This window comes from Cupriavidus sp. H39, assembly GCF_050271075.1.
In the GTDB taxonomy this organism is placed as follows: domain Bacteria; phylum Pseudomonadota; class Gammaproteobacteria; order Burkholderiales; family Burkholderiaceae; genus Cupriavidus; species Cupriavidus necator_B.
The window spans coordinates 1280983-1299379 of the sequence record NZ_CP189846.1 but is presented as its reverse complement, the minus strand read 5'-3'; the positions used below and the strand labels follow the sequence as shown (position 1 = coordinate 1299379).

Annotated in this window: 16 protein-coding genes; 8 read left to right on the top strand and 8 right to left on the bottom strand. The window is 69.5% G+C overall.

Annotation, left to right across the window (positions count from 1 at the left end; translation table 11 throughout):
- Positions 1–15 precede the first annotated feature (15 nt).
- The 3 genes from ACOCMH_RS06325 to ACOCMH_RS06315 all read right to left on the bottom strand — a co-directional run bounded on the left by ACOCMH_RS06325 (position 16) and on the right by ACOCMH_RS06315 (position 3572).
- The gene (locus ACOCMH_RS06325; RefSeq protein WP_427308294.1) at positions 16–1638 is read right to left on the bottom strand and encodes a rhodanese-related sulfurtransferase; all 1623 of its coding nucleotides are present in this window, start codon (positions 1636–1638) and stop codon (positions 16–18) included.
- Positions 1635–2252, bottom strand: a complete 618-nt coding sequence (locus ACOCMH_RS06320) for a cysteine dioxygenase (RefSeq protein WP_427308293.1) — start codon at positions 2250–2252, stop codon at positions 1635–1637. Before ACOCMH_RS06320 ends, ACOCMH_RS06325 begins: the two co-directional genes overlap by 4 nt.
- Before the next feature lie 108 nt (positions 2253–2360).
- On the bottom strand, positions 2361–3572 hold the full coding sequence (locus ACOCMH_RS06315; RefSeq protein ID WP_427308292.1) for an acyl-CoA dehydrogenase family protein: 1212 nt from the start codon (positions 3570–3572) through the stop codon (positions 2361–2363).
- Between the two features lie 191 nt (positions 3573–3763).
- Between ACOCMH_RS06315 and ACOCMH_RS06310 the strand changes: the two genes are divergently transcribed.
- From ACOCMH_RS06310 to ACOCMH_RS06275, 8 genes are all read left to right on the top strand, one after another.
- Positions 3764–4861, top strand: a complete 1098-nt coding sequence (locus ACOCMH_RS06310) for an LLM class flavin-dependent oxidoreductase (RefSeq protein ID WP_427308291.1) — start codon at positions 3764–3766, stop codon at positions 4859–4861.
- Between the two features lie 42 nt (positions 4862–4903).
- On the top strand, positions 4904–5920 hold the full coding sequence (locus ACOCMH_RS06305) for an ABC transporter substrate-binding protein (protein WP_427308290.1): 1017 nt from the start codon (positions 4904–4906) through the stop codon (positions 5918–5920).
- A 4-nt stretch (positions 5921–5924) separates the two neighbouring features.
- Complete coding sequence (locus ACOCMH_RS06300) at positions 5925–6983, top strand: ABC transporter permease (RefSeq protein WP_427308289.1); 1059 nt, start codon at positions 5925–5927, stop codon at positions 6981–6983.
- Complete coding sequence (locus tag ACOCMH_RS06295) at positions 6977–7816, top strand: ABC transporter ATP-binding protein (protein ID WP_427308383.1); 840 nt, start codon at positions 6977–6979, stop codon at positions 7814–7816. The genes ACOCMH_RS06300 and ACOCMH_RS06295 overlap by 7 nt, the downstream gene beginning before the upstream one ends.
- Positions 7817–7856: 40 nt before the next feature.
- Positions 7857–9035, top strand: a complete 1179-nt coding sequence (locus ACOCMH_RS06290; RefSeq protein ID WP_427308288.1) for a c-type cytochrome — start codon at positions 7857–7859, stop codon at positions 9033–9035.
- A 398-nt stretch (positions 9036–9433) separates the two neighbouring features.
- Positions 9434–11200: a sulfoacetaldehyde acetyltransferase gene (xsc, locus tag ACOCMH_RS06285; protein ID WP_427308381.1), complete on the top strand. Its 1767-nt coding sequence runs from the start codon at positions 9434–9436 to the stop codon at positions 11198–11200.
- Positions 11201–11327: 127 nt separating this feature from the next.
- Positions 11328–12362: a phosphate acetyltransferase gene (gene pta / locus ACOCMH_RS06280; RefSeq protein ID WP_427308287.1), complete on the top strand. Its 1035-nt coding sequence runs from the start codon at positions 11328–11330 to the stop codon at positions 12360–12362.
- The gene (locus ACOCMH_RS06275) at positions 12359–13129 is read left to right on the top strand and encodes a sulfite exporter TauE/SafE family protein (RefSeq protein WP_427308286.1); all 771 of its coding nucleotides are present in this window, start codon (positions 12359–12361) and stop codon (positions 13127–13129) included. Before pta ends, ACOCMH_RS06275 begins: the two co-directional genes overlap by 4 nt.
- 28 nt (positions 13130–13157) lie before the next feature.
- Here the strand turns inward: ACOCMH_RS06275 and ACOCMH_RS06270 are convergent, their stop codons facing one another.
- The 5 genes from ACOCMH_RS06270 to ACOCMH_RS06250 all read right to left on the bottom strand — a co-directional run bounded on the left by ACOCMH_RS06270 (position 13158) and on the right by ACOCMH_RS06250 (position 18378).
- Positions 13158–14462, bottom strand: coding sequence for an MFS transporter (locus ACOCMH_RS06270; RefSeq protein ID WP_427308285.1), 1305 nt, complete (start codon positions 14460–14462; stop codon positions 13158–13160).
- A 39-nt stretch (positions 14463–14501) separates the two neighbouring features.
- Positions 14502–15998 (bottom strand): amidase, encoded by a 1497-nt coding sequence (locus tag ACOCMH_RS06265; protein ID WP_427308284.1) that lies wholly within the window; start codon positions 15996–15998, stop codon positions 14502–14504.
- A 255-nt stretch (positions 15999–16253) separates the two neighbouring features.
- Entirely contained in the window at positions 16254–16430 is a 177-nt protein-coding gene (locus ACOCMH_RS06260; protein WP_427308283.1) for a hypothetical protein, read from the bottom strand.
- Positions 16431–16595: 165 nt separating this feature from the next.
- Positions 16596–17306 carry a GntR family transcriptional regulator gene (locus ACOCMH_RS06255; RefSeq protein ID WP_427308282.1) on the bottom strand — a complete coding sequence of 237 codons (711 nt, stop codon included), beginning with the start codon at positions 17304–17306 and terminating at the stop codon, positions 16596–16598.
- Positions 17307–17376: 70 nt separating this feature from the next.
- The gene (locus ACOCMH_RS06250; protein WP_427308281.1) at positions 17377–18378 is read right to left on the bottom strand and encodes a 2Fe-2S iron-sulfur cluster-binding protein; all 1002 of its coding nucleotides are present in this window, start codon (positions 18376–18378) and stop codon (positions 17377–17379) included.
- Positions 18379–18397: the final 19 nt, after the last annotated feature.

The window sequence follows — 18397 nt, the reverse complement described above, 5'->3', positions numbered from 1 at the left end:
GCGCTCATGCAGCCCCTACACCACCGTAAAACCATGCGTCCCGTCGCGCTCCAGCTGCGCGATCAGGCCGAACTCCCAGTCCAGGTAGCCCTGCATCGCCTCGCGCGGGTTGTCGGTGCCTTCATAGGGCCGACGGTAGCGGTCGGTGCGTTCCGAGGCCAGGCGCGTCTCTCCGCTCTCCAGCGGCAGGCCCGCGGCAATCCACGCCTGGGTGCCGCCTTCCAGCACCAATACCTCCGCGTCGGTCAGGCGCCGCAGGTCGGCGGCGGCAAAGCGCGCCAGCAGGCTGGAACCGCAGGTGAGCACGTAGCGCTTCGGCTGCCCGATGCGTGGCAGCGCGTCGGCCAGCTGGGCGCGAATGACAAAATACGCGCCCGGGATATGGCGCTTGACGTAGTTGGCGCTGGTGGTGAAATCCAGCACGGCGGTACCGCCATCGCCGGCATCGAGCCATGCGGCCAGTTCAGCCGCAGTGACGCTCGCTACGGACGCTGACGACGGCACCGGCGCGGCCACGGCGCCGGTTTCACTGCGCGCCGCGGCGGCCACCGGTTCGACCACCCACACCTCCCAGCCCATCTGCGCCAGCCAGGACCCTGTCATGCTGGCGCGCACGTCATCGTCATCGGCCAGCACGATGCGCGCGCCGCGCACCGGCGCGCTGTGGTCGGTCTCCTGCACCAGTTGCCCGCCCGGCGCGTTGACGAAGCCCGGCAAGTGGCCGTCGGCGAATTCCTCGGGCGTGCGCACATCGAAGCGGTACACGGTGCGGCCCGGCTGCTGCAGCGTGTCCAGTTGCGCCAGCGCGATGCGCCGCACGCCGGCGCGGTCGGCGATCTCGCGCGCGCCGCGGCGGGCGCTGTCGCGGTTGGCGTCGCTGACCGCGGCCGGGGCGCGGCGGCTGGCGCCATGGTCCAGCTGCTGGCCGGCCAGGGTCCAGCCGATGGTGCCGTTGCGCAGCGCCGCCACCGGGTTCGGAATTCCTGCGTTCACCAGCGACTGCGTGCCGATGATGCTGCGCGTGCGGCCCGCGCAGTTGACGATCACGCGCGTGCGCGGATGGGGGGCCAGCTCGCGCACACGTAGCACCAGCTCGGCCCCCGGCACGCTGGTGGCGGTGGGGATGCTCATGGTCTGGTATTCGTCGAAGCGGCGCGCGTCGACGATCACCACGTCGGCCTGGCTGTCGATCAAGGCCTGCACCTCCTCGGCCGGCAGCGACGGCGTGTGGCGCTTTGCCTCCACCACTTCGCCGAACGACTTGCTCGGCACGTTGACGTCGCGGAACACCTCGCCGCCGCCGTCGATCCACGCGCGCAGCCCGCCTTCCAGCCGATGCACGCGGGTATAGCCCAGTTCACGCAGCACCGTTGCCGCACGCGGCGCCAGGTCAGTGCCGGCGTATTCGCCGTAGACGACGATCAGCGTGTCGCGGCGCGGGATGCGCGCCCACGCGTCCAGTTCCAGCCTGGACAGCGGGAAGTTGGCAGCCCACAGCGGATGCTCCCGCGCAAACGGGTCTTCCTCGCGCACGTCGATCAGCGCGATCTCGTCGCGGTTGCGCAGCGCCTCGCGCACGGCTTCGGGAGCATACGTCGGGAATGCCGGCGCGGGCGGCGTAGCGGTAATGGTGGTCATGACTGGGCAAGTTCGCGGGAACGGTCCCACGGGTTGGGCAGGGTCTGGTTGGAATAGCCCGAGACAAAGGGCTTGCGGGTGCCGTCCTCGGCGTAGACCGAGCGGCGCACCGCGCCGATATTGCCGCCGTACACATGGATGCTGACCGAGACGCGGTCGTCGTAGGCGTTGTTGACGCGATGGATATCGCCAACCGCCGGCGACACGGCTTCGACCTGGCCGGGCAGCAGGCGCACGCTCGGGCCACTGGCAACCGGCCGTCCGGCGCTGTCGAGCGCAAACGGCTGCGCCTCTTCCGCGCCGCGCAGCATGCCGATCAGGCCCCATACGGTGTGGTCGTGGATCGGCGTGCGCTGGCCCGGTCCCCAGACGAAGCTGACGATGGAAAAGCGCTCGGCGGAATCGCAATGCAGCAGGTGCTGCTGGTAGTACTCGGGGTGCGGCCGGGCACAGGCTTCGGGCAGCCAGTCATCGCGCGCGACCAGCGTTGCCAGCAAGGCCCCGCCTTCACGCAGGATGCGCGGCTCGTCGGGATGCTGGTCGAGCAGCGCCGCCAGGCCGGTGATGAAATCGCGCAGTGGCGCCAGCGCGTTGGGAGTGGGGGAACTACCCATGGGAATGCTCCGGAGTGTCTCGTGGTGGTTGCCGGCCGCAAGGCGCCGGCCGCGCGGCCCTCTGCGGGGCGCTGCCCCGCAAACATAGCATGGCCGGGGCAGCAGCGCTTACACGCCAAGCTGCGCGCGCCCGGCGGCGAGCAGGATCGAATCGTTCTGCGGCGTATGGATGCGGCTGCACAGCACGTCGCGATAGTGGCGCTCGAGCGGGTGGTTGCGGCTCAGGCCATGGTTGCCCGACAACTGCAGCGCCAGTTCCACCGCACGGATGGCGTTGCCGGTCACGGTGAACTTCAGCAGGCCGCTGTCGGCACCTGCCGGCGCATCGCCCGCGTCGGTGCGCGCGGCGGCGTCGTCGAGCAGCACCTGGTTGACCCGCAGCAGCGCGGCGATCTCGCCGACGGCCTCCTGCACGCGCGGCAGCGTGGCCAGCGGCGCACCCAGCCTGCCGGGCGCGCGCTCGCGCACGAAATCATTGAGCCAGGCCGACGCCGCGCGCGCCACCGCGTCATAGAGGCTGCCCAGCAGCACCACCATCCAGGCCTGCTGGTCCGCGTTGGCGTCGAGATCCGCCTGGCTGGACCCGGCCGGGGCCCAGGCCGATGGCGGGCGGATATCGACAGCGTGGTCCGGCGGAATCCAGACATTGTCCAGCACGGTCTCGTGGCTGCCCGAGGCACGCAGGCCCAGGTGATTCCAGTTCTCCACGATGCGCACCCCGGCGATGCCGGCCGCGGGGCCCGGCACCAAGAACACGCCGACGCGCGGCTGCGCTTCGTCGGTGCGCGCCCAGACCGCAAGCCAGCGCAAGGCCGGAATGCCGGTGCTGTACAGCTTGCGGCCGCTGAGGCGCCAGCCGTCGGCCACGCGCGTCGCCACCGTGGCCGGCAGGCCGCCGCGCGCGGGCGAGCCCAGCTGCGGTTCGACCCGCAGCGCGTTGATCAGCGCGCCCTCCCGCACCGCGCTGCCAAAGACCTGCTCACGCACGGACGGCGGCCAGTGCGAGTCGGCGCGGGCGATCGCGCGGTGCTGCAGGTAGGTCATGGTCAGCACCAGCGCGGTGGCGGCATCGCCGCCCGCCAGCGCGGCCACGATGCGGCGCGCCTGCGCCAGGCCCGCGCCGCCACCGCCGTGCGCGCGCGGCACGACCTGCGCGATCAGGCCATGGGTGTGCAGCTGCGCCAGGTTGTCGTGCGGGAAGCTCGCCGCGGCATCGTGCGCGCCCGCGGTGCCGGCAAAGCGCGCGGACAGCGCCGCGAGCGCCTCGCCAAGGCGCGCATCGCTGCCGGGCAGCGGGCGCAGGGCAGACGTCAAAGACATGGAACAAAACTCCGGAAAAAGATGAGCGCACGGTGCGCACCGAATGCCGCCTAGCGTAGCGCCGTCGTGGTCCGGCGAAAACGATGCTTATTGAATATGGAGCGTCGTTTTTATTCGTTAGCGAAGCCGCGCCGCTGTCGTACTTTCTGCCTCAGCCCATCCAACCCGACACCGACTTCAGGAGAACGCACATGAGCGTCGATTTCATCGGCATGATCCAGAGCCAGAAGCAGTCCGAGATCCATCCCCCCTCAGGCCCGGTGATCGATCGCGACTATGTGCGCGCGTTTGCCCAGGCGCACGAGCAGGCTGGCTTCGACCGCATCCTGGCGCCGCACCACTCCACCGGACCGTCGGCGACGCTGACCATTGCCTATGCCGCCAGCGTGACCGAGCGCATCCATTTCATGCTGGCGCACCGCCCTGGTTTTACCGCGCCGACGCTGGCCGCGCGCCAGATTGCCACGCTCGACCAGTTCAGCGGTGGCCGGCTGGGCGTGCATTTCATCTCCGGCGGCTCGGACAGCGAGCAGCAACGCGACGGCGATTTCCTCGACCATGACCAGCGCTATGCGCGCACCGACGAGTACCTGCATATCCTGCGCCGCATCTGGACCGAAGCCGCACCGTTCGACCATGACGGGCAGTTCTACCGCTTCACGCAGGGCTTCTCCGAGGTCAAGCCGGCACAGCAGCCGCATGTGCCGATCTACTTCGGCGGCGCCTCGGAAGCCGCGCTGGCCGTCGCCGGCAAGCATGCCGACGTGTACGCGCTGTGGGGCGAGTCGCTTGACCAGGTGCGCGAGCTGACCGCGCGCGTCCGTGCCGAAGCGGCGCGGCACGGCCGCACGGTGCGCTTCTCGGTGTCGTTCCGCCCGGTGCTGGCCGAGACCGAAGAAAAAGCCTGGGCCCGCGCCGACCGCATCCTCGAGCGCACCCGCGCGCTGCGCGTGCAGGCCGGCTACAGCCGTGGCGGCCCGCAGCAGAGCGAAGGCGCACGCCGCCTGCTGGCAGCGGCCGAACAGGGCGACCGCGTCGACCAGCGCCTGTGGACCGCGATCGCGCGCGAGACCGGCGGCCGTTCCAACTCCACCGGGCTGGTCGGCACGCCCGAGCAGGTCGCGCAGGCGCTGCTGGCCTATTACGAACTGGGCGTCACCACCTTCCTGATCCGCGGCTTCGATCCGCTCGACGATGCGCTCGACTACGGCCGCGAACTGATCCCGCGCGTGCGCGCGCTGGTGGCGCAGCACGATGCTGCGCAAGCGGCGCAGCGCAAGGCCGCCTGAACACACCTCGCCCCGACACAACAACGACCACAGGGATCCCACATGAGCCAGAACAACGACAAGCAGGCCGACCCGCGCCGACGCCGCGTGCTGCGGCTTGCCGGCGCCGCGGCCGTGGCCGCGCCCGCGCTGATCCTGGGCCGCCAGGCCTGGTCGGCGCCGCGCAAGCTGACCTTTGCGTGGAACCAGAACTCCTTCTGCCTGACGCCGGTCGTGGTGGCGCAGGAAAAGGGCTTCTTCGAAAAGAACGGCCTGCAGGTCGACCTGATCAACTACAGCGGCTCGACCGACCAGCTGCTGGAATCGATCGCCACCGGCAAGGCCGATGCCGCGGTGGGCATGATCCACCGCTGGCTCAAGCCGCTCGAAGCCGGCTTCGACGTCAAGATCATCGGCAGCTCGCACGGCGGCTGCGTGCGGCTGGTGGGAGCAAAGGCCGCGGGCGTCACCACCCTGCAGCAGCTCAAGGGCAAGACCGTCGGCGTCAGCGACCTGGCGGCGCCGGGCAAGCACTTCTTCACCATCCTGCTGGCCAAGCACGGCATCGATCCCGACAAGGACGTCACGTGGCGCCAGTACCCGGCCGACCTGCTGGGCGTGGCGGTCGACAAGGGCGAGATCCAGGCCATCGCCGACGGCGACCCCAATCTCTACCTGCTGGAAAAGCGCACCAACGGCGCCTATGTGGAACTGGCCACCAACCTCACCGGCGAGTACGCGCGCAAGGTCTGCTGCGTGGTCGGCGCGCGCGGCGAACTGGTGCGCAACGACCGCCCCGCTGCCACGTCGCTGGCGCGCGCCATCGTGCAGGCCACGGACTATGTCAACGAGAATCCCAACGAGGCCGCCAAAGTGTTCGCCAGGTATTCGCCCAGGATCAACCCCGAAGACCTGCGCAAGCTCTACGCCACGCTGACCTACACCCACCACCCGACCGGCGTCGACCTGCGCGACGAGATCGCGTTCTACGCCGATGATTTCCGCCGCATCGGCGTGCTGAAGAAGTCCACCGATGCCAAACGCCTGGCGCAGCACGTCTACGCCAATGTGCTGGGGTAATGCCATGACGACAAGCCAGAATGCTCTCGACCCCGGCCTCGCAGGCCAGCCCTCCGCGGCGCCCCTGGCGCACGCGGCCGCCGCGCCACGCAGCGCCCGGCCGGTCTGGGCCACCGGCATCCTCGCCGCGCTGGCGTGGGCCGCGTTCGGCGCGCTGACGTGGCAATGGCCCAATCAGGCAGCGGGCTTCAGCGACTGGGCCTATACCGCGGAGCTGGGCCTCGCGGCACTGGCGGGCGCGGCCGTGCTGGCCGTGGTGGCGCTGGCCGGCCCGCGGTCCCGCCCGGCGCAACGTCCGCTGGCCGCGCTGCGAGCCGGCGGCCCGTGGCTGGTGGCGCTGCCCGTGGCGCTGTCGGCCTGGGAAATCCTGACCGCCAAGACCGCCATCCTGCCCACACCCTTCTTCGCACCGCCGCAGGCGCTGATCGAGGTGTATGCGGACGACTGGAGGCGGCTGGGCGAGAGTGCGCTGAACACGCTGAAGCTGCTCGGGCTGGGCGTCGCCTATGGCGGGCTGGCAGGCTTCCTGGTGGGGGTGTCGATCGGCTGGTCGCGCCGCATCGGCTACTGGGTGCATCCGGTGTTGCGCGTGCTGGGGCCGCTGCCGTCGACCGCGCTGCTGCCGCTGACTTTTTACTTCTTCCCGTCGAGCTACTCGGCAGCGGTGTTCCTGATCGCGCTGGCGACCGCCTTCCCGGTGGCCGTGCTGACCTGGTCCGGCGTCGCCGGCGTCAACAAGAGCTACTACGACGTGGCCCGCACGCTGGGTGCGTCAGGCTGGTTCCTGGTGTTGCGCGTGGCGATTCCCGCAGCGCTGCCGCAGGTGTTTGTCGGGTTGTTCATGGGGCTGGGGGCGTCGTTCTCGGTGCTGGTGACAGCGGAGATGATGGGGGTGAAGTCGGGGCTGGGGTGGTACCTGACCTGGGCGCAGGGGTGGGCCTCGTACGTGAACATGTATGCGGCGCTGATCGTGATGGCGCTGCTGTTTTCCGGGGTGATTACGTTGCTGTTCGCCGCGCGTGACCGAGTATTGTCGTGGCAGAAGGGGACCGTGAAATGGTAAGCGTGGTCGAGCGATTGAAAGCTTCCGGGACTGAAGGACGCGCGCAGAAGGCAGCAGGTGATGGTTCGGCGGTACTGGCCGGCGCCCGTATCGATATCCACGGGGTCAGCCACTGGTTCGGCCATGGCAACGAGCGCCTGCAGGTCCTCGACGACGTCGACCTCAACGTCGCGCCCGGCGAATTCGTTGCCCTGCTCGGCCCCAGCGGCTGCGGCAAGTCCACGCTGCTGCGCCTGGTCGCCGGCCTGGACCAGCCAGCGTCGGGCGCCATCTTGCAGGACGGTACGCCCATCACCGAGCCGGATCCCTCGCGCATCGTGGTGTTCCAGGATCCCACGCTGTACCCGTGGCGCCGCGTGTGGGACAACGTCGCGCTCGGGCTGCAGGCACAGGGCATCCTCGCGCAGCAGCGCCATCGCGTGGACGACGCCTTGCGCCGGGTCGGGCTGGAGACGTTCGCGCGCGCGTTCCCGCACCAGCTGTCCGGCGGCATGGCACAGCGCGTGGCGCTGGCGCGCGCGCTGGTCAATGAGCCCCGACTGCTGGTGCTGGACGAGCCGCTGGGCAAGCTGGATTCGCTGACGCGGCTGGCGATGCAGAGCGACCTGGTCGAACTGTGGCAGCGCTCGCGCTTCTCGGCGCTGCTGGTCACGCACGACGTGGAAGAGGCGCTGTTCCTGGCGCAGCGCGTGATCATCTTCAGCCAGCGTCCGGCGCGCATCGCGGCCGAGCTCCAGGTCGACCTGCCCTATCCCCGCCATCGCGGCGATGCGCGGCTGACCGCGCTGCGCCATCAAGCGCTGCGCCACCTGGGTCTCGACGCCAGCTGGTGATGCAACGCCCGGCGCCGTACCTCCCCGCGCGGGCCGGCCGATGAGCGGCCCGCCGCCGCAGGCATGGCTGAACGCGCTGCTGGGGTTGATCGAGGCGCTGCAGCGCGGCCTGCTTTCACTCTGGCATGCGCTGGGCCTGAGCGGCGACAGCCACGGGCAGCCCGCCTGGCCCTGGGCATGGCGCGTGGCCGGCGAGACCCTGCTGATCGACCTCGGCCTGGCACGCCAGGTCGGCCTGACCCTGTGCGCGCTGGCCGTCGCGTTGCTGGCCACGGCGTCGGCCCTGGCCTGGCGCCGCCGCCGCGGCGTGGTGCTGGCTGCCGGCGCGCTGGCGCTGGCGGCGGCGCCGTGGCCCAGCGCATCGCTGCTGTTCGTGCCGGCCGCGCCAACCAGCTTCCACGCCAGCCCGGCCGGTTTTTCGGTCGACACCATTGCCCTCGGCGCGCGCGTCTATGCGCAGCATTGCGCCGGCTGCCACGGCATCGACGGACGCGGCGAAGGACCGCTCGCCGCCAGCCTGGCGCAGTGGCCGCCCACGCTGGCCAGCCCGCTGCTGGCGCGCCGCGCTGACGGCGAACTGTTCTGGCACGTGCTGGCCGGCATGCGCGACCGGCAGGGGCGGACCACCATGCCTGCCTTCGGCGACCGGCTTGGTGACCGCGAGGCCTGGGCCGTGATCGATTACATGAAGGCACTGTCGGCCGGAAGCAGCAGCAGCGCCGGCAACTGGCCGGTGCCGCTGCCGTTGCCGGAGATGGTGGTACGGTGCGCCGGCGCCGCGCCAGTGGCGCTGTCCGCATGGCGCGGCGGGCAGCGCGTGCGGCTGGTGGCGGTCGACAGCGCCACCGCGCTGCCGTTCGACGACCCGCGCTTCCTGACCGTGCTGGTCACGCCGGACGGCCGCCCGCCGGCGCAAGTGCCGACCTTCCGCGCGGGCTGCACCGCGGCCTCCGCGCAGGCGTGGCAGATCCTCGCGACGATCTCCGGCCAGGCGCCTGCGCGCCTGGCCGGCACGCAACTACTGGCTGACCGCGCCGGCTGGCTGCGTGCCCGCGGCACGCCTGGACAGCCATGGTCCGACGCAGACCTGGTCTGCGTGGCGGGCCCGTCAGCCGGCACGCAAGGCGCGCCGTCGCCTGTCACCGACGGGCTGACGGCGCTGCTGCTGCGCATGGACGCCGAGCCGGTGCGCTTCGTCAAGGGCGGCTTCGTTCACTGAGCCGCCATCGCCGTGCCGCAGGCGCCCGCGCGCGGCCCGCCTGATCGACCTCTCCCTTTTTGCCGCCACAGCTGAGCCTCTTTGCCCCAGCGTTGGGCCGCCGCGCTCTGCTTGCCACGTTCCCCGCTGATCAAAATGCTTCAAAGAGCACTCGCATAGCCGGTTTGTCTCAATTTTTTATCGAATTCATTCCGTAAACCAAAACTTTCTATTGACCAACGGAAGTCTTGCGCCTACATTTCCCCCAACAAGCAATTTTCCGGAACGCCTCGTTCCACTTTATAAGACCCTCATCAGGAGACAACGCCATGCGCGACCTCGAAACCACCTCGCATCCCGCCGTTTCCGGTGGCTCCGCCGCCGCGAAGGACAGCCAGGTGCCGACCGGCCCGCAGACCATGACCCCTTCCGAAGCCTTTGTCGAAACGCTGGCCGCCAACGGCGTGACCGACATGTTCGGCATCATGGGCTCGGCCTTCATGGATGCGATGGATATCTTTGCACCGGCTGGCATCCGCCTGATCCCGGTGGTGCACGAGCAAGGCGCCGGCCACATGGCTGACGGCTACGCCCGCGTGTCCGGTCGCCACGGCGTGGTGATCGGCCAGAACGGCCCCGGCATCTCCAACTGCGTGACGTCCATCGCGGCCGCCTACTGGGCCCACAGCCCGGTGGTGATCGTCACCCCCGAAGCCGGCACCATGGGCATCGGCCTGGGTGGCTTCCAGGAAGCCAACCAGCTGCCGATGTTCCAGGAGTTCACCAAGTACCAGGGCCACGTCACCAACCCGGCGCGCATGGCCGAGTTCACCGCGCGCTGCTTCGACCGCGCCAAGGCGGAAATGGGCCCGACCCAGCTGAACATCCCGCGCGACCACTTCTACGGCAAGATCACCGCGGAGATTCCGAAGCCGCAGAACCTCGATCGCGGCCCCGGCGGCGAGCAGAGCCTGAACGAAGCCGCCGAACTGCTGGCCAATGCCAAGTTCCCGGTGATCATTTCCGGCGGCGGCGTGGTCATGGCCGATGCCATCGAAGAGTGCAAGGCACTGGCCGAGCGCCTGGGCGCGCCGGTGGTCAACAGCTACCTGCACAACGACTCGTTCCCCGCCAGCCACCCGCTGTGGTGCGGTCCGCTGGGCTACCAGGGCTCGAAGGCGGCGATGAAGCTGATCGCGCGCGCCGACGTGGTGGTGGCACTGGGCTCGCGCCTGGGGCCGTTCGGCACGCTGCCGCAGCACGGCATGGACTACTGGCCGAAGACCGCCAAGATCATCCAGATCGACGCCGACCACAAGATGCTGGGCCTGGTGAAGAAGATCTCGGTCGGCATCTGCGGCGACGCCAAGGCCGCCGCGATCGCGCTGACCCAGCGCCTGGCCGGCCGCACGCTGGCCTGCGACGCCACCCGCGACGGCCGCGCCACCGAAATCGCCAACGAAAAGGCCGCGTGGGAGAAGGAGCTGGACGAGTGGACGCATGAGCGCGACCCGTACAGCCTGGACATGATCGAGGAGCAGAAGAACGAGCGCACGCCCACCGGCGGCCACTACCTGCATCCGCGCCAGGTACTGCGCGAGCTGGAAAAGGCCATGCCGGAAGACGTGATGGTGTCGACCGACATCGGCAACATCAACTCGGTGGCCAACAGCTACCTGCGCTTCGAGAAGCCGCGCAGCTTCTTCGCGGCAATGAGCTGGGGCAACTGCGGCTACGCCTTCCCCACCATCATCGGCGCCAAGGTGGCGGCACCGCATCGCCCGGCCGTGTCGTACGCCGGTGACGGCGCCTGGGGCATGAGCCTGATGGAAACCATGACCTGCGTGCGCCACAACATCCCGGTGACCGCGGTGGTGTTCCACAACCGCCAGTGGGGCGCGGAGAAGAAGAACCAGGTGGACTTCTACAACCGCCGCTTCGTCGCGGGCGAGCTCGACAACCAGAGCTTCGCCGAAATCGCCAAGGCGATGGGTGCGGAAGGCATCGTGGTGGACCGCCTGGAAGACGTGGGCCCGGCACTGAAGCGCGCCATCGACCTGCAGATGAACCACGGCAAGACCACCATCATCGAGATCATGTGCACCCGCGAACTGGGCGACCCGTTCCGCCGCGATGCGCTGGCCAAGCCGGTGCGCTACCTGGACAAGTACAAGGACTATGTCTGAGTCTCGGTCTGCACAGGCCTCTCGCTAGCGGTCGGTGCGCTCCCTCTCCCGCAAGCGGGAGAGGGGAGCAAACCGCAAGCATGACAAGGGCTCCGGCCCTTTTTTCAGTTCTACAAAGCCAACCACCATGAAACCCATCCTCCGCATCATCGACCGCGCCCGCGCCGCGCCTCGCCGCATCGTGCTGTGCGAGGGCGATGACCCGCGCATCCTGCTGGCCGCGCAGCGCGCCACGCAGGAGGGCATCGCGCGCATCGTGCTGGTGGGCGACACGCGCCAGATCAACGCCGCCGCGGCCATCCACGGGATCGGGCTCGACGGCATGACGCTGGTCGACCCCACCACCTCGGCGCTGACGCCTTCGTTCGCGCAGCAGCTCTTTGCGCTGCGCCAGAAAAAGGGCATGACGCTCGATGAAGCGAAACGTGCCGTGCTGGACCCGCTGTGCTTTGCCAACCTGATGGTGCGCCTGGGCCACGCCGACGGTTCGGTCGCGGGCGCCGCCCATACCACCGCCGACGTGGTGCGCAACGCGATCCAGCTGATCGGGCTGGCGCCCGGATTCCGGCTGGTGTCGAGCTTCTTCCTGATGATGCTGTGCGAACCCTTCCACACGCTCAAGGGCGGGCTGATCTTCTCTGACTGCGGACTGGTGGTCGATCCCGACGCCGAGGCACTCGCCGACATTGCCATGGCCGCCGCCGACAGCGCGCGCGCCTTGCTGAACGACGAGCCGCGCGTGGCGATGCTGTCGTTCTCGACCAGCGGCAGCGCGCATCACGCCGCCGTAGACAAGGTCGTGGCCGCCACCGAACGCGTGCGTGCCCAGCGGCCGGGGCTGGCCATCGACGGCGATGTGCAGCTCGATGCCGCCATCGTTGCCGAGATCGCCGCGCGCAAGGTGGCGCACTCGCAGGTCAACGGCCACGCCAACGTGCTGGTGTTCCCCAGCCTGGAGGCAGGCAATATCGGCTACAAGCTGGCCGAGCGCGTCGGCGGCGCCAAGGCCATCGGGCCGATGCTGCAGGGGCTGAACAAGCCCGCCAACGACCTGTCGCGCGGCTGCAGCGCCGACGATGTGTTCCATGTCATCGCCGTCACCGTGGTCCAGGCGCAAGCCACCGCGGCGCAGGCGCCGAAGGGCGAGCAGGCGGCGGCATGAAAGCAGAACTGTTGTTGCCGCTGCTGGGCCTGCAGGCCCTGCTCGGTGCCGGCACCTATTTCCAAACGGTGACCGGCTTTGGCCTCGGCATGATCGTGATGGGCGCTACCAGCGGGCTCGGGCTGGCGCCCGTGGCCACCGTGGCCGCCGTGGTCAGCCTGGTGACGCTGGCCAACAGCGCCTGCGCGCTGCCGGGCAAGTTCCAGCACATCGACTGGCGCGCGGTGGGCGCGGCGGCGATCGGCATCCTGCCTTCGGTGCTGGTCGGCGTGCTGGTGCTGGAATACCTGAGCAGCAGCGCCGCCACGCTGCTGCAGCTGCTGCTCGGCGCGGTGATCCTGTACGGCGGCCTGAGCGCGGCCTTCAAGCCCGACCCGCTGCCGCGACGCTCCGGCGACGGCAGCTTCTTCATGAGCGGCGTCTTCGGCGGCCTGCTGAGCGGCATGTTCGGCGTGTCCGGGCCGCCGCTGATCTTCCAGTTCTACCGGCAGCCGATGAAGCCGGTGGAAATCCGCTGCGCGCTGATCCTGGTCTTTACCGTGACCTCGACCGTGCGCACGCTGTTCTCGGCCTGGCAAGGGCAACTCGATACCGCGATCTGGCTGCAAGCCGCGGTCGGGGTGCCGGTGGTGGTGCTTGCCACGCTGCTGGGACGGCGCTTTCCGCCGCCGTTCTCGCCGACCACCACGCGGCGGGTCGCGTTCGGCGTGCTGATCGGGATCGGGGTCAGCCTGATGCTGCCGGCGCTGTCGGCGTGGCTGCGCTGACGTCGTCGGCAGCGCCCTGCCAGCACGTTCAGGCCACGGTCCCCGCTGGCTGCGCCAGTGGCGCGGCCTCTTGCTGCCCGCCACTGCCGCCCGCCTGCTCCAGGTCCATGCCGGTGGTTTCGGGCAGCAGTGCCGCGGCGATCACGACCATCGCATAGCCCACCCCGGCGACGATCGCGATCGCGGTCGGCAGCGAGGTTTGCCCGGAACTGAGCCACCCGACCGACAGCGGGAACAGCGAGCCGATCACGCGGCCGGCGTTGTAAGAGACGCCATAGCCCGTGGCGCGGATATCGTTGGGATACGACTCGGCAATGGTCGCGCCGATGCCGGCAAACACGCCCTGCATCAGCACGCCCAGCGGGAAGCCCAGGAACAGCATGGACGTGTTGGACACCGGGATCACCATGTAGACCAGCGCGGCGACGAACGCGCCGGCGGCGAACACGATGTACGTCAGCCGCCGGCCCCAGCGGTCGGTGGCATAGGCGCCCGCCACGTAGCCGGCCAGCGAGCCGATGATCGTGACCGCCAGGTAGGAACTGGTGCCGAACACCGACAAGCCCCGCTCGGTCTTGAGAAAGGTGGGCAGCCACGTCGCAATGGCGTAGTAGGCCCCCAGCATGCCGCCGGACAGCAGGCTGCACAGCAGCGTCTTTGCCAGCAGCGGGCCGCGGAACAGCCGGCCCAGCCCCGCCAGCCCCGGTCCGCGGTTGCCGGCCGCGCGGCTCTTCAGGAAGATCTCGGGCTCTTCCAGGTTGCGGCGCAGGTAGATCACCACCAGCGCCGGCAGGATGCCTAGGAAGAAGCAGACACGCCACGCCGTCTCCGCCGGCAGCACGCTGAACGTGATCGCGTACACGATCGCCGCCGCGCCCCAGCCGAAGGAGTAGCTGCTCGCGGTAAAGCCGGAGTATTTGCCGCGGTGCGCCGGGTTGCGGATCATCTCGGTCACCAGCACCATGCACAGCGACGACTCGCCGCCGAAGCCGAGACCCTGGATCATGCGGAATACCATCAGTTGCTGCGGCGACTGCGCCAGCCCGCACAGGAAGCACGCGCCAGCAAACACGATGATGGTCCAGCGCAGCACGCGCACACGGCCGTAGCGGTCGGCCAGGATGCCGGCGCCGATGGCCCCGACCAGCGACGACACCAGCGTCCACGTGACGATCGCGCCCGCGGTCGACTTGCTCATGCCCCACTGCCCCAGCAGCGTGGCAATCAGAAAGGAATAGATCATGAAGTCGAATACGTCGACGGCATGCCCCAGGAACGCGCCATAGAAGCCCTTGCGCTCCATGCGCGATAAATCACGGAACCAATCGAACATGCTCCCCTCCCCAGTGGTATGTGATGTGGTCTGGTCTCGTTACCGGCGAAAGCCCGCCGGCAAGGCGGCTGGCCGCGGCGGCGGCCGGCAGGCATAGCCCGCTTCCTCCAGCAGGCTGGCAAAACGCAACGCGGTGAGATCCTGGTAGCGGCCGGCGACGATCTGCACCCCGACCGGCAAACCGCTGGCGCCTGGGCCGATCGGCGCCATGGCGGAAGGCAAACCACACAGCCCGGAATGGCCGGCCCAGAACAACTGGGTGGTCATCGGCTGTGGGCGGCCGTTGACGGTGACAGAGCGCTGCCACGGCTCGCCGGTCTCGTCGAGCGCAAATGCCGTGGTGGCGGCAGCCGGGCACAGCAGCACGTCGTAGACGCTGAAGAAGCGGCGCCATGCGGCGGCAAAGCGTTCGCGCGCCACCTGCAGGCGCAGCCAGTCGCGGTGACTCACGGTCGCGCCGCTGTACTGCAGGGTGGCGTAGTCGTGATCGCCGGCATCGGTGGCGGCGCCGCGGGCCAGCGCATCGGCGAAGGCCGCGTCGTCCATGTGTACCGAGGTGGTGGCGCGCAGCAGCGTGACATAGACATGCCACAGCTCGCCGGCGTCGAAGTCCGGCCGCACATGCCAGTCGACGCGTGCGCCCTGCCCGGCCAGCCAGTGGCCCAGCTGCTCGATCTGCGCGGCGACCTCAGCATCGGCCTCCGCCTGGGCATGGGTAGGTAGCACGGCGACGCGGAAGTCGGCGAGCCGGCGCTGCGGACATGCCGGCCACTGCAGGCGGTAGGGCAGCGCCTCGTCGCCGGCCGGGCCCGCGATGGCACGCAATACCAGCTCCAGGTCGCGCGCGCTGCGCGCCAGCGGGCCCGCCACATTGATGTCCTGCTCGCCGAAGCGCGCGGCGCCGGTGCCGTGGCCCGCCAGCGGCACCAGCCCGTGGCTCGGCTTGAGCGAGAAAATGCCGCAGTAATGCGCCGGATTGCGCAGCGAGGAGCCGATGTCGGAACCGACGTCGAAGAACGACAGGCCGGCGCACACGGCCGCGGCGCTGCCGCCCGACGAGCCGCCCGGCGTGCGCGTTGGATCGTGCGGGTTGCGGGTAGTGCCGTAGATGGCGTTGTAGCTCTGCCAGTCACGCAGCCCCAGCGGGACGTTGGTCTTGCCCAGCAGGATCGCGCCGGCATCGCGCAGCCGCTGCACGACCACGGCATCGCGCTGGGCCACGTGCCCGCGCAGGGCCGGATGGCCGCAGGTGGTTGGCCATCCGGCCACATCGAACGATTCCTTGACCGAGAACGGCACGCCGTCGAGCACGCCGCGAGCCTGCCCGGCGCGGCGGCGCCGGTCGCTGTCGCGCGCCGCCGCGCGGGCCGCGCCGAAATCCGACAGCACCAGCGCATTGATGATGCCGTGCCATTGCTCCTGGGCCGCCTCGCAGGCATCCACCAACTGCTCCGACGACACCGTGCCGCCGGCAAGCCGCTGTGCCACCTCCCATAGCGGCGGAAAGCCGCCAGTCGTCCAGTCCGGCAGGTTCACATCGGCTCCTTGTCGTTATCCGCGCCGTTCGGCGCGGTGGGGGCGTATGCAGGGCTCAGGCGTACCGCGATTGCGTTGGTATACTATATTCCGTCTCGCGCGTAGCGCAAGGACAATGCGCGTGCAGACACGGCGCGAGCGGCGTGCGAGGGCGATTGGATCACAGGGAAGGATGGCTCGCAGAACGCGTGCCAGGAAGGAAGACGGAACAGCCAGGCCGCGCGGCAGGGACCGCCGCGCGTCATTCAGTGTGGCTCAGCAGTGGCCACTGCGCGGCGCGCGGCCGCGCAGCGCTAGGAAGAAGCGGCCGATATCGTGCAGCCGCAGCGGTACCAGCGGCGTGGCATGGCGCACGGCGTCGCGGGCGGCAAAGTGGCGCAGCAACTGCTGGCCGACAGGTTGCGAAAGGTAGCGTTGTTCCGATGACAGCATGGCAAATGTCGTGACCCTGAATGGCTAAAGTATACACTCATATGGTGCAGTGCGTCATGACAGGGCACGTCATGCCCTTCTGCAGGGCATCCATGCATTCGGGCCGGGGATACTGCCGGCGTTCAGGACAACGACGGGACGGCCGAGAAAAGGCAGCCCACGCGTTCAGGCGGCCCGGGCCGCACCGCCCTGCCCCTCCACCGGCAGGTCAGCCGCCTTGGCGGCGCTGTAGACGTGCCGCGCCGCCAGCAATGCGGCGAGGTCGGCGTCGCCGGCGATCACCGCCTGCAGGATCTGCGCGTGCTCGTCCCAGTTCTGGCGCGCGCGCACCACGTTGGCGGGGCCGAACAGCACCGCGGTGCGCTCGCGCAGCGAGCGCATCATTTCCTGCAGCACGCTGTTGGCCGCGATGGTGCCGAGCACTTCATGGAAGCGGGTATTCAGCGCCAGCAGTTCATCCGCGCTGCCCTGCGCCGCGGCTTCCATACCCTGCCGCAACACGCTTTCGAGTTCAGCCACCAGCGCCGGGTCGCGCCGCTGCGCGGCAAGCTTGGCGTTGAGGCCTTCCAGCGTGGCGCGCACCTCCACCATCTCGCGCGCGATCACCGGCGACAGGCTGGCCACGGTCGCGCCGCGGCGCGGCTCGATCTGCACCAGCCCTTCGCTGGCGAGCGCCCGCAGCGCCTCGCGCACCGGGATGCGCGACACGCCCAGCTCCGCCGACAGCTTGTTTTCGACCAGCCGCTCGCCCGGGGCATATTTGCCGTTCAGGATGCCTTCGCGCAGCTTGTCGGTAACAAGGGCGAACAGCGGCGAGTGGCTGGCACCGAGGCTCAGCGGCTCGGCGGGCGCGGCAGGGGACGGAGTGAGGGACATGGGTCGGCAGAGGCGTAAGCGGAGAGGCTGGCGTCATTGTATACCAGCCATTTTTGCATGCCGCCATGTCTTAACAAGGGTGCTGGAACGTAAAGCTGTCGGCGTAGAGATGGTCGGGGCTGGCACCATGCGCGATAAAGGCGGCACGCGCGTCGCGGATCATGTTGGGCGAGCCGCACAGGTAGATGGCGTATTCGCTCAGGTCGCCCAGGTCAGCCAGCGCCGCGTCATGCACATAGCCGCGCCGGCCCTGCCAGTCGGCACCGGCCCGCGACAGCACCGGCGCGTAGCGGAAGTCGTAGAGCCGTTCGCCCCACGCCGGGATCTCCCCATGCAGGTACAGGTCCTGCACCTGGCGCATGCCCCAGTACAACGACACCGGCGGGCAGTCGGGGTCTTCCATCAGCGATTCCAGGATCGCCTTGATCGGCGCGAGGCCGGTGCCGGTGGCCACCATCAATAGCGGCCGGTAGTCCCGCGCGCGGTAGAAGAAGTTGCCCAGCGGCAGTTCGACCTCGATAGCATCGCCGGCCCGCATGCGCGGCAGGATGCCGTCGGTAAAGGTGCCGCCGGGAATGCGCCGCACATGCAGGTCGATGCGCCCGTCGCGCGGCACCGATGCCATCGAGAAGCTGCGCGCGAGCCCGTCGCCGCTCATCAGCTTCAGGTATTGCCCGGGACGGTAATCGAGCGCCCCCCCGTCCGGCACCTCCAGCTCGACGTGCATGACGTCGGCCGACAGCGGCCGCACCGCGTGCACCACCGCGCGATGGCGTGCCGGTTCGGCGCAGGCCTCGTCGTCGCGCGCCGTGCTGATGACAAGGTCGGCCTGCGGCTGCGCCTGGCACGCCAGTGCGAAGCCGGCCGCGGCCTCGTCGGGCGCCAGCCCGAACGGTTCCTCGTGGTAGCTCACCTCTCCGTCGAGCAGGCGGATGCGGCAGGTGCCGCAGCCGCCCAGTTGGCAATCATGGCGCAAGGCGATGCCGGCGCGCTGCGCGGCCTGCAGCACGGTCTCGCCGGGTTCGACCCGGAACACCTGTTCCGTTTCGGCGATCTGGATGCGGTACGACATGGAAGCTCCAGGCAAGCGT

What these genes read in the sequence shown, in the direction of transcription:
- ACOCMH_RS06325 (WP_427308294.1), bottom strand. Translation starts at nt 1,638, where the DNA reads ATGACCACCATTACCGCTACGCCGCCCGCGCCGGCATTCCCGACGTAT.
- ACOCMH_RS06320 (WP_427308293.1), bottom strand. Translation starts at nt 2,252, where the DNA reads ATGGGTAGTTCCCCCACTCCCAACGCGCTGGCGCCACTGCGCGATTTC.
- ACOCMH_RS06315 (WP_427308292.1), bottom strand. Translation starts at nt 3,572, where the DNA reads ATGTCTTTGACGTCTGCCCTGCGCCCGCTGCCCGGCAGCGATGCGCGC.
- ACOCMH_RS06310 (WP_427308291.1), top strand. Translation starts at nt 3,764, where the DNA reads ATGAGCGTCGATTTCATCGGCATGATCCAGAGCCAGAAGCAGTCCGAG.
- ACOCMH_RS06305 (WP_427308290.1), top strand. Translation starts at nt 4,904, where the DNA reads ATGAGCCAGAACAACGACAAGCAGGCCGACCCGCGCCGACGCCGCGTG.
- ACOCMH_RS06300 (WP_427308289.1), top strand. Translation starts at nt 5,925, where the DNA reads ATGACGACAAGCCAGAATGCTCTCGACCCCGGCCTCGCAGGCCAGCCC.
- ACOCMH_RS06295 (WP_427308383.1), top strand. Translation starts at nt 6,977, where the DNA reads ATGGTAAGCGTGGTCGAGCGATTGAAAGCTTCCGGGACTGAAGGACGC.
- ACOCMH_RS06290 (WP_427308288.1), top strand. Translation starts at nt 7,857, where the DNA reads ATGAGCGGCCCGCCGCCGCAGGCATGGCTGAACGCGCTGCTGGGGTTG.
- xsc (WP_427308381.1), top strand. Translation starts at nt 9,434, where the DNA reads ATGACCCCTTCCGAAGCCTTTGTCGAAACGCTGGCCGCCAACGGCGTG.
- pta (WP_427308287.1), top strand. Translation starts at nt 11,328, where the DNA reads ATGAAACCCATCCTCCGCATCATCGACCGCGCCCGCGCCGCGCCTCGC.
- ACOCMH_RS06275 (WP_427308286.1), top strand. Translation starts at nt 12,359, where the DNA reads ATGAAAGCAGAACTGTTGTTGCCGCTGCTGGGCCTGCAGGCCCTGCTC.
- ACOCMH_RS06270 (WP_427308285.1), bottom strand. Translation starts at nt 14,462, where the DNA reads ATGTTCGATTGGTTCCGTGATTTATCGCGCATGGAGCGCAAGGGCTTC.
- ACOCMH_RS06260 (WP_427308283.1), bottom strand. Translation starts at nt 16,430, where the DNA reads ATGCTGTCATCGGAACAACGCTACCTTTCGCAACCTGTCGGCCAGCAG.
- ACOCMH_RS06255 (WP_427308282.1), bottom strand. Translation starts at nt 17,306, where the DNA reads ATGTCCCTCACTCCGTCCCCTGCCGCGCCCGCCGAGCCGCTGAGCCTC.
- ACOCMH_RS06250 (WP_427308281.1), bottom strand. Translation starts at nt 18,378, where the DNA reads ATGTCGTACCGCATCCAGATCGCCGAAACGGAACAGGTGTTCCGGGTC.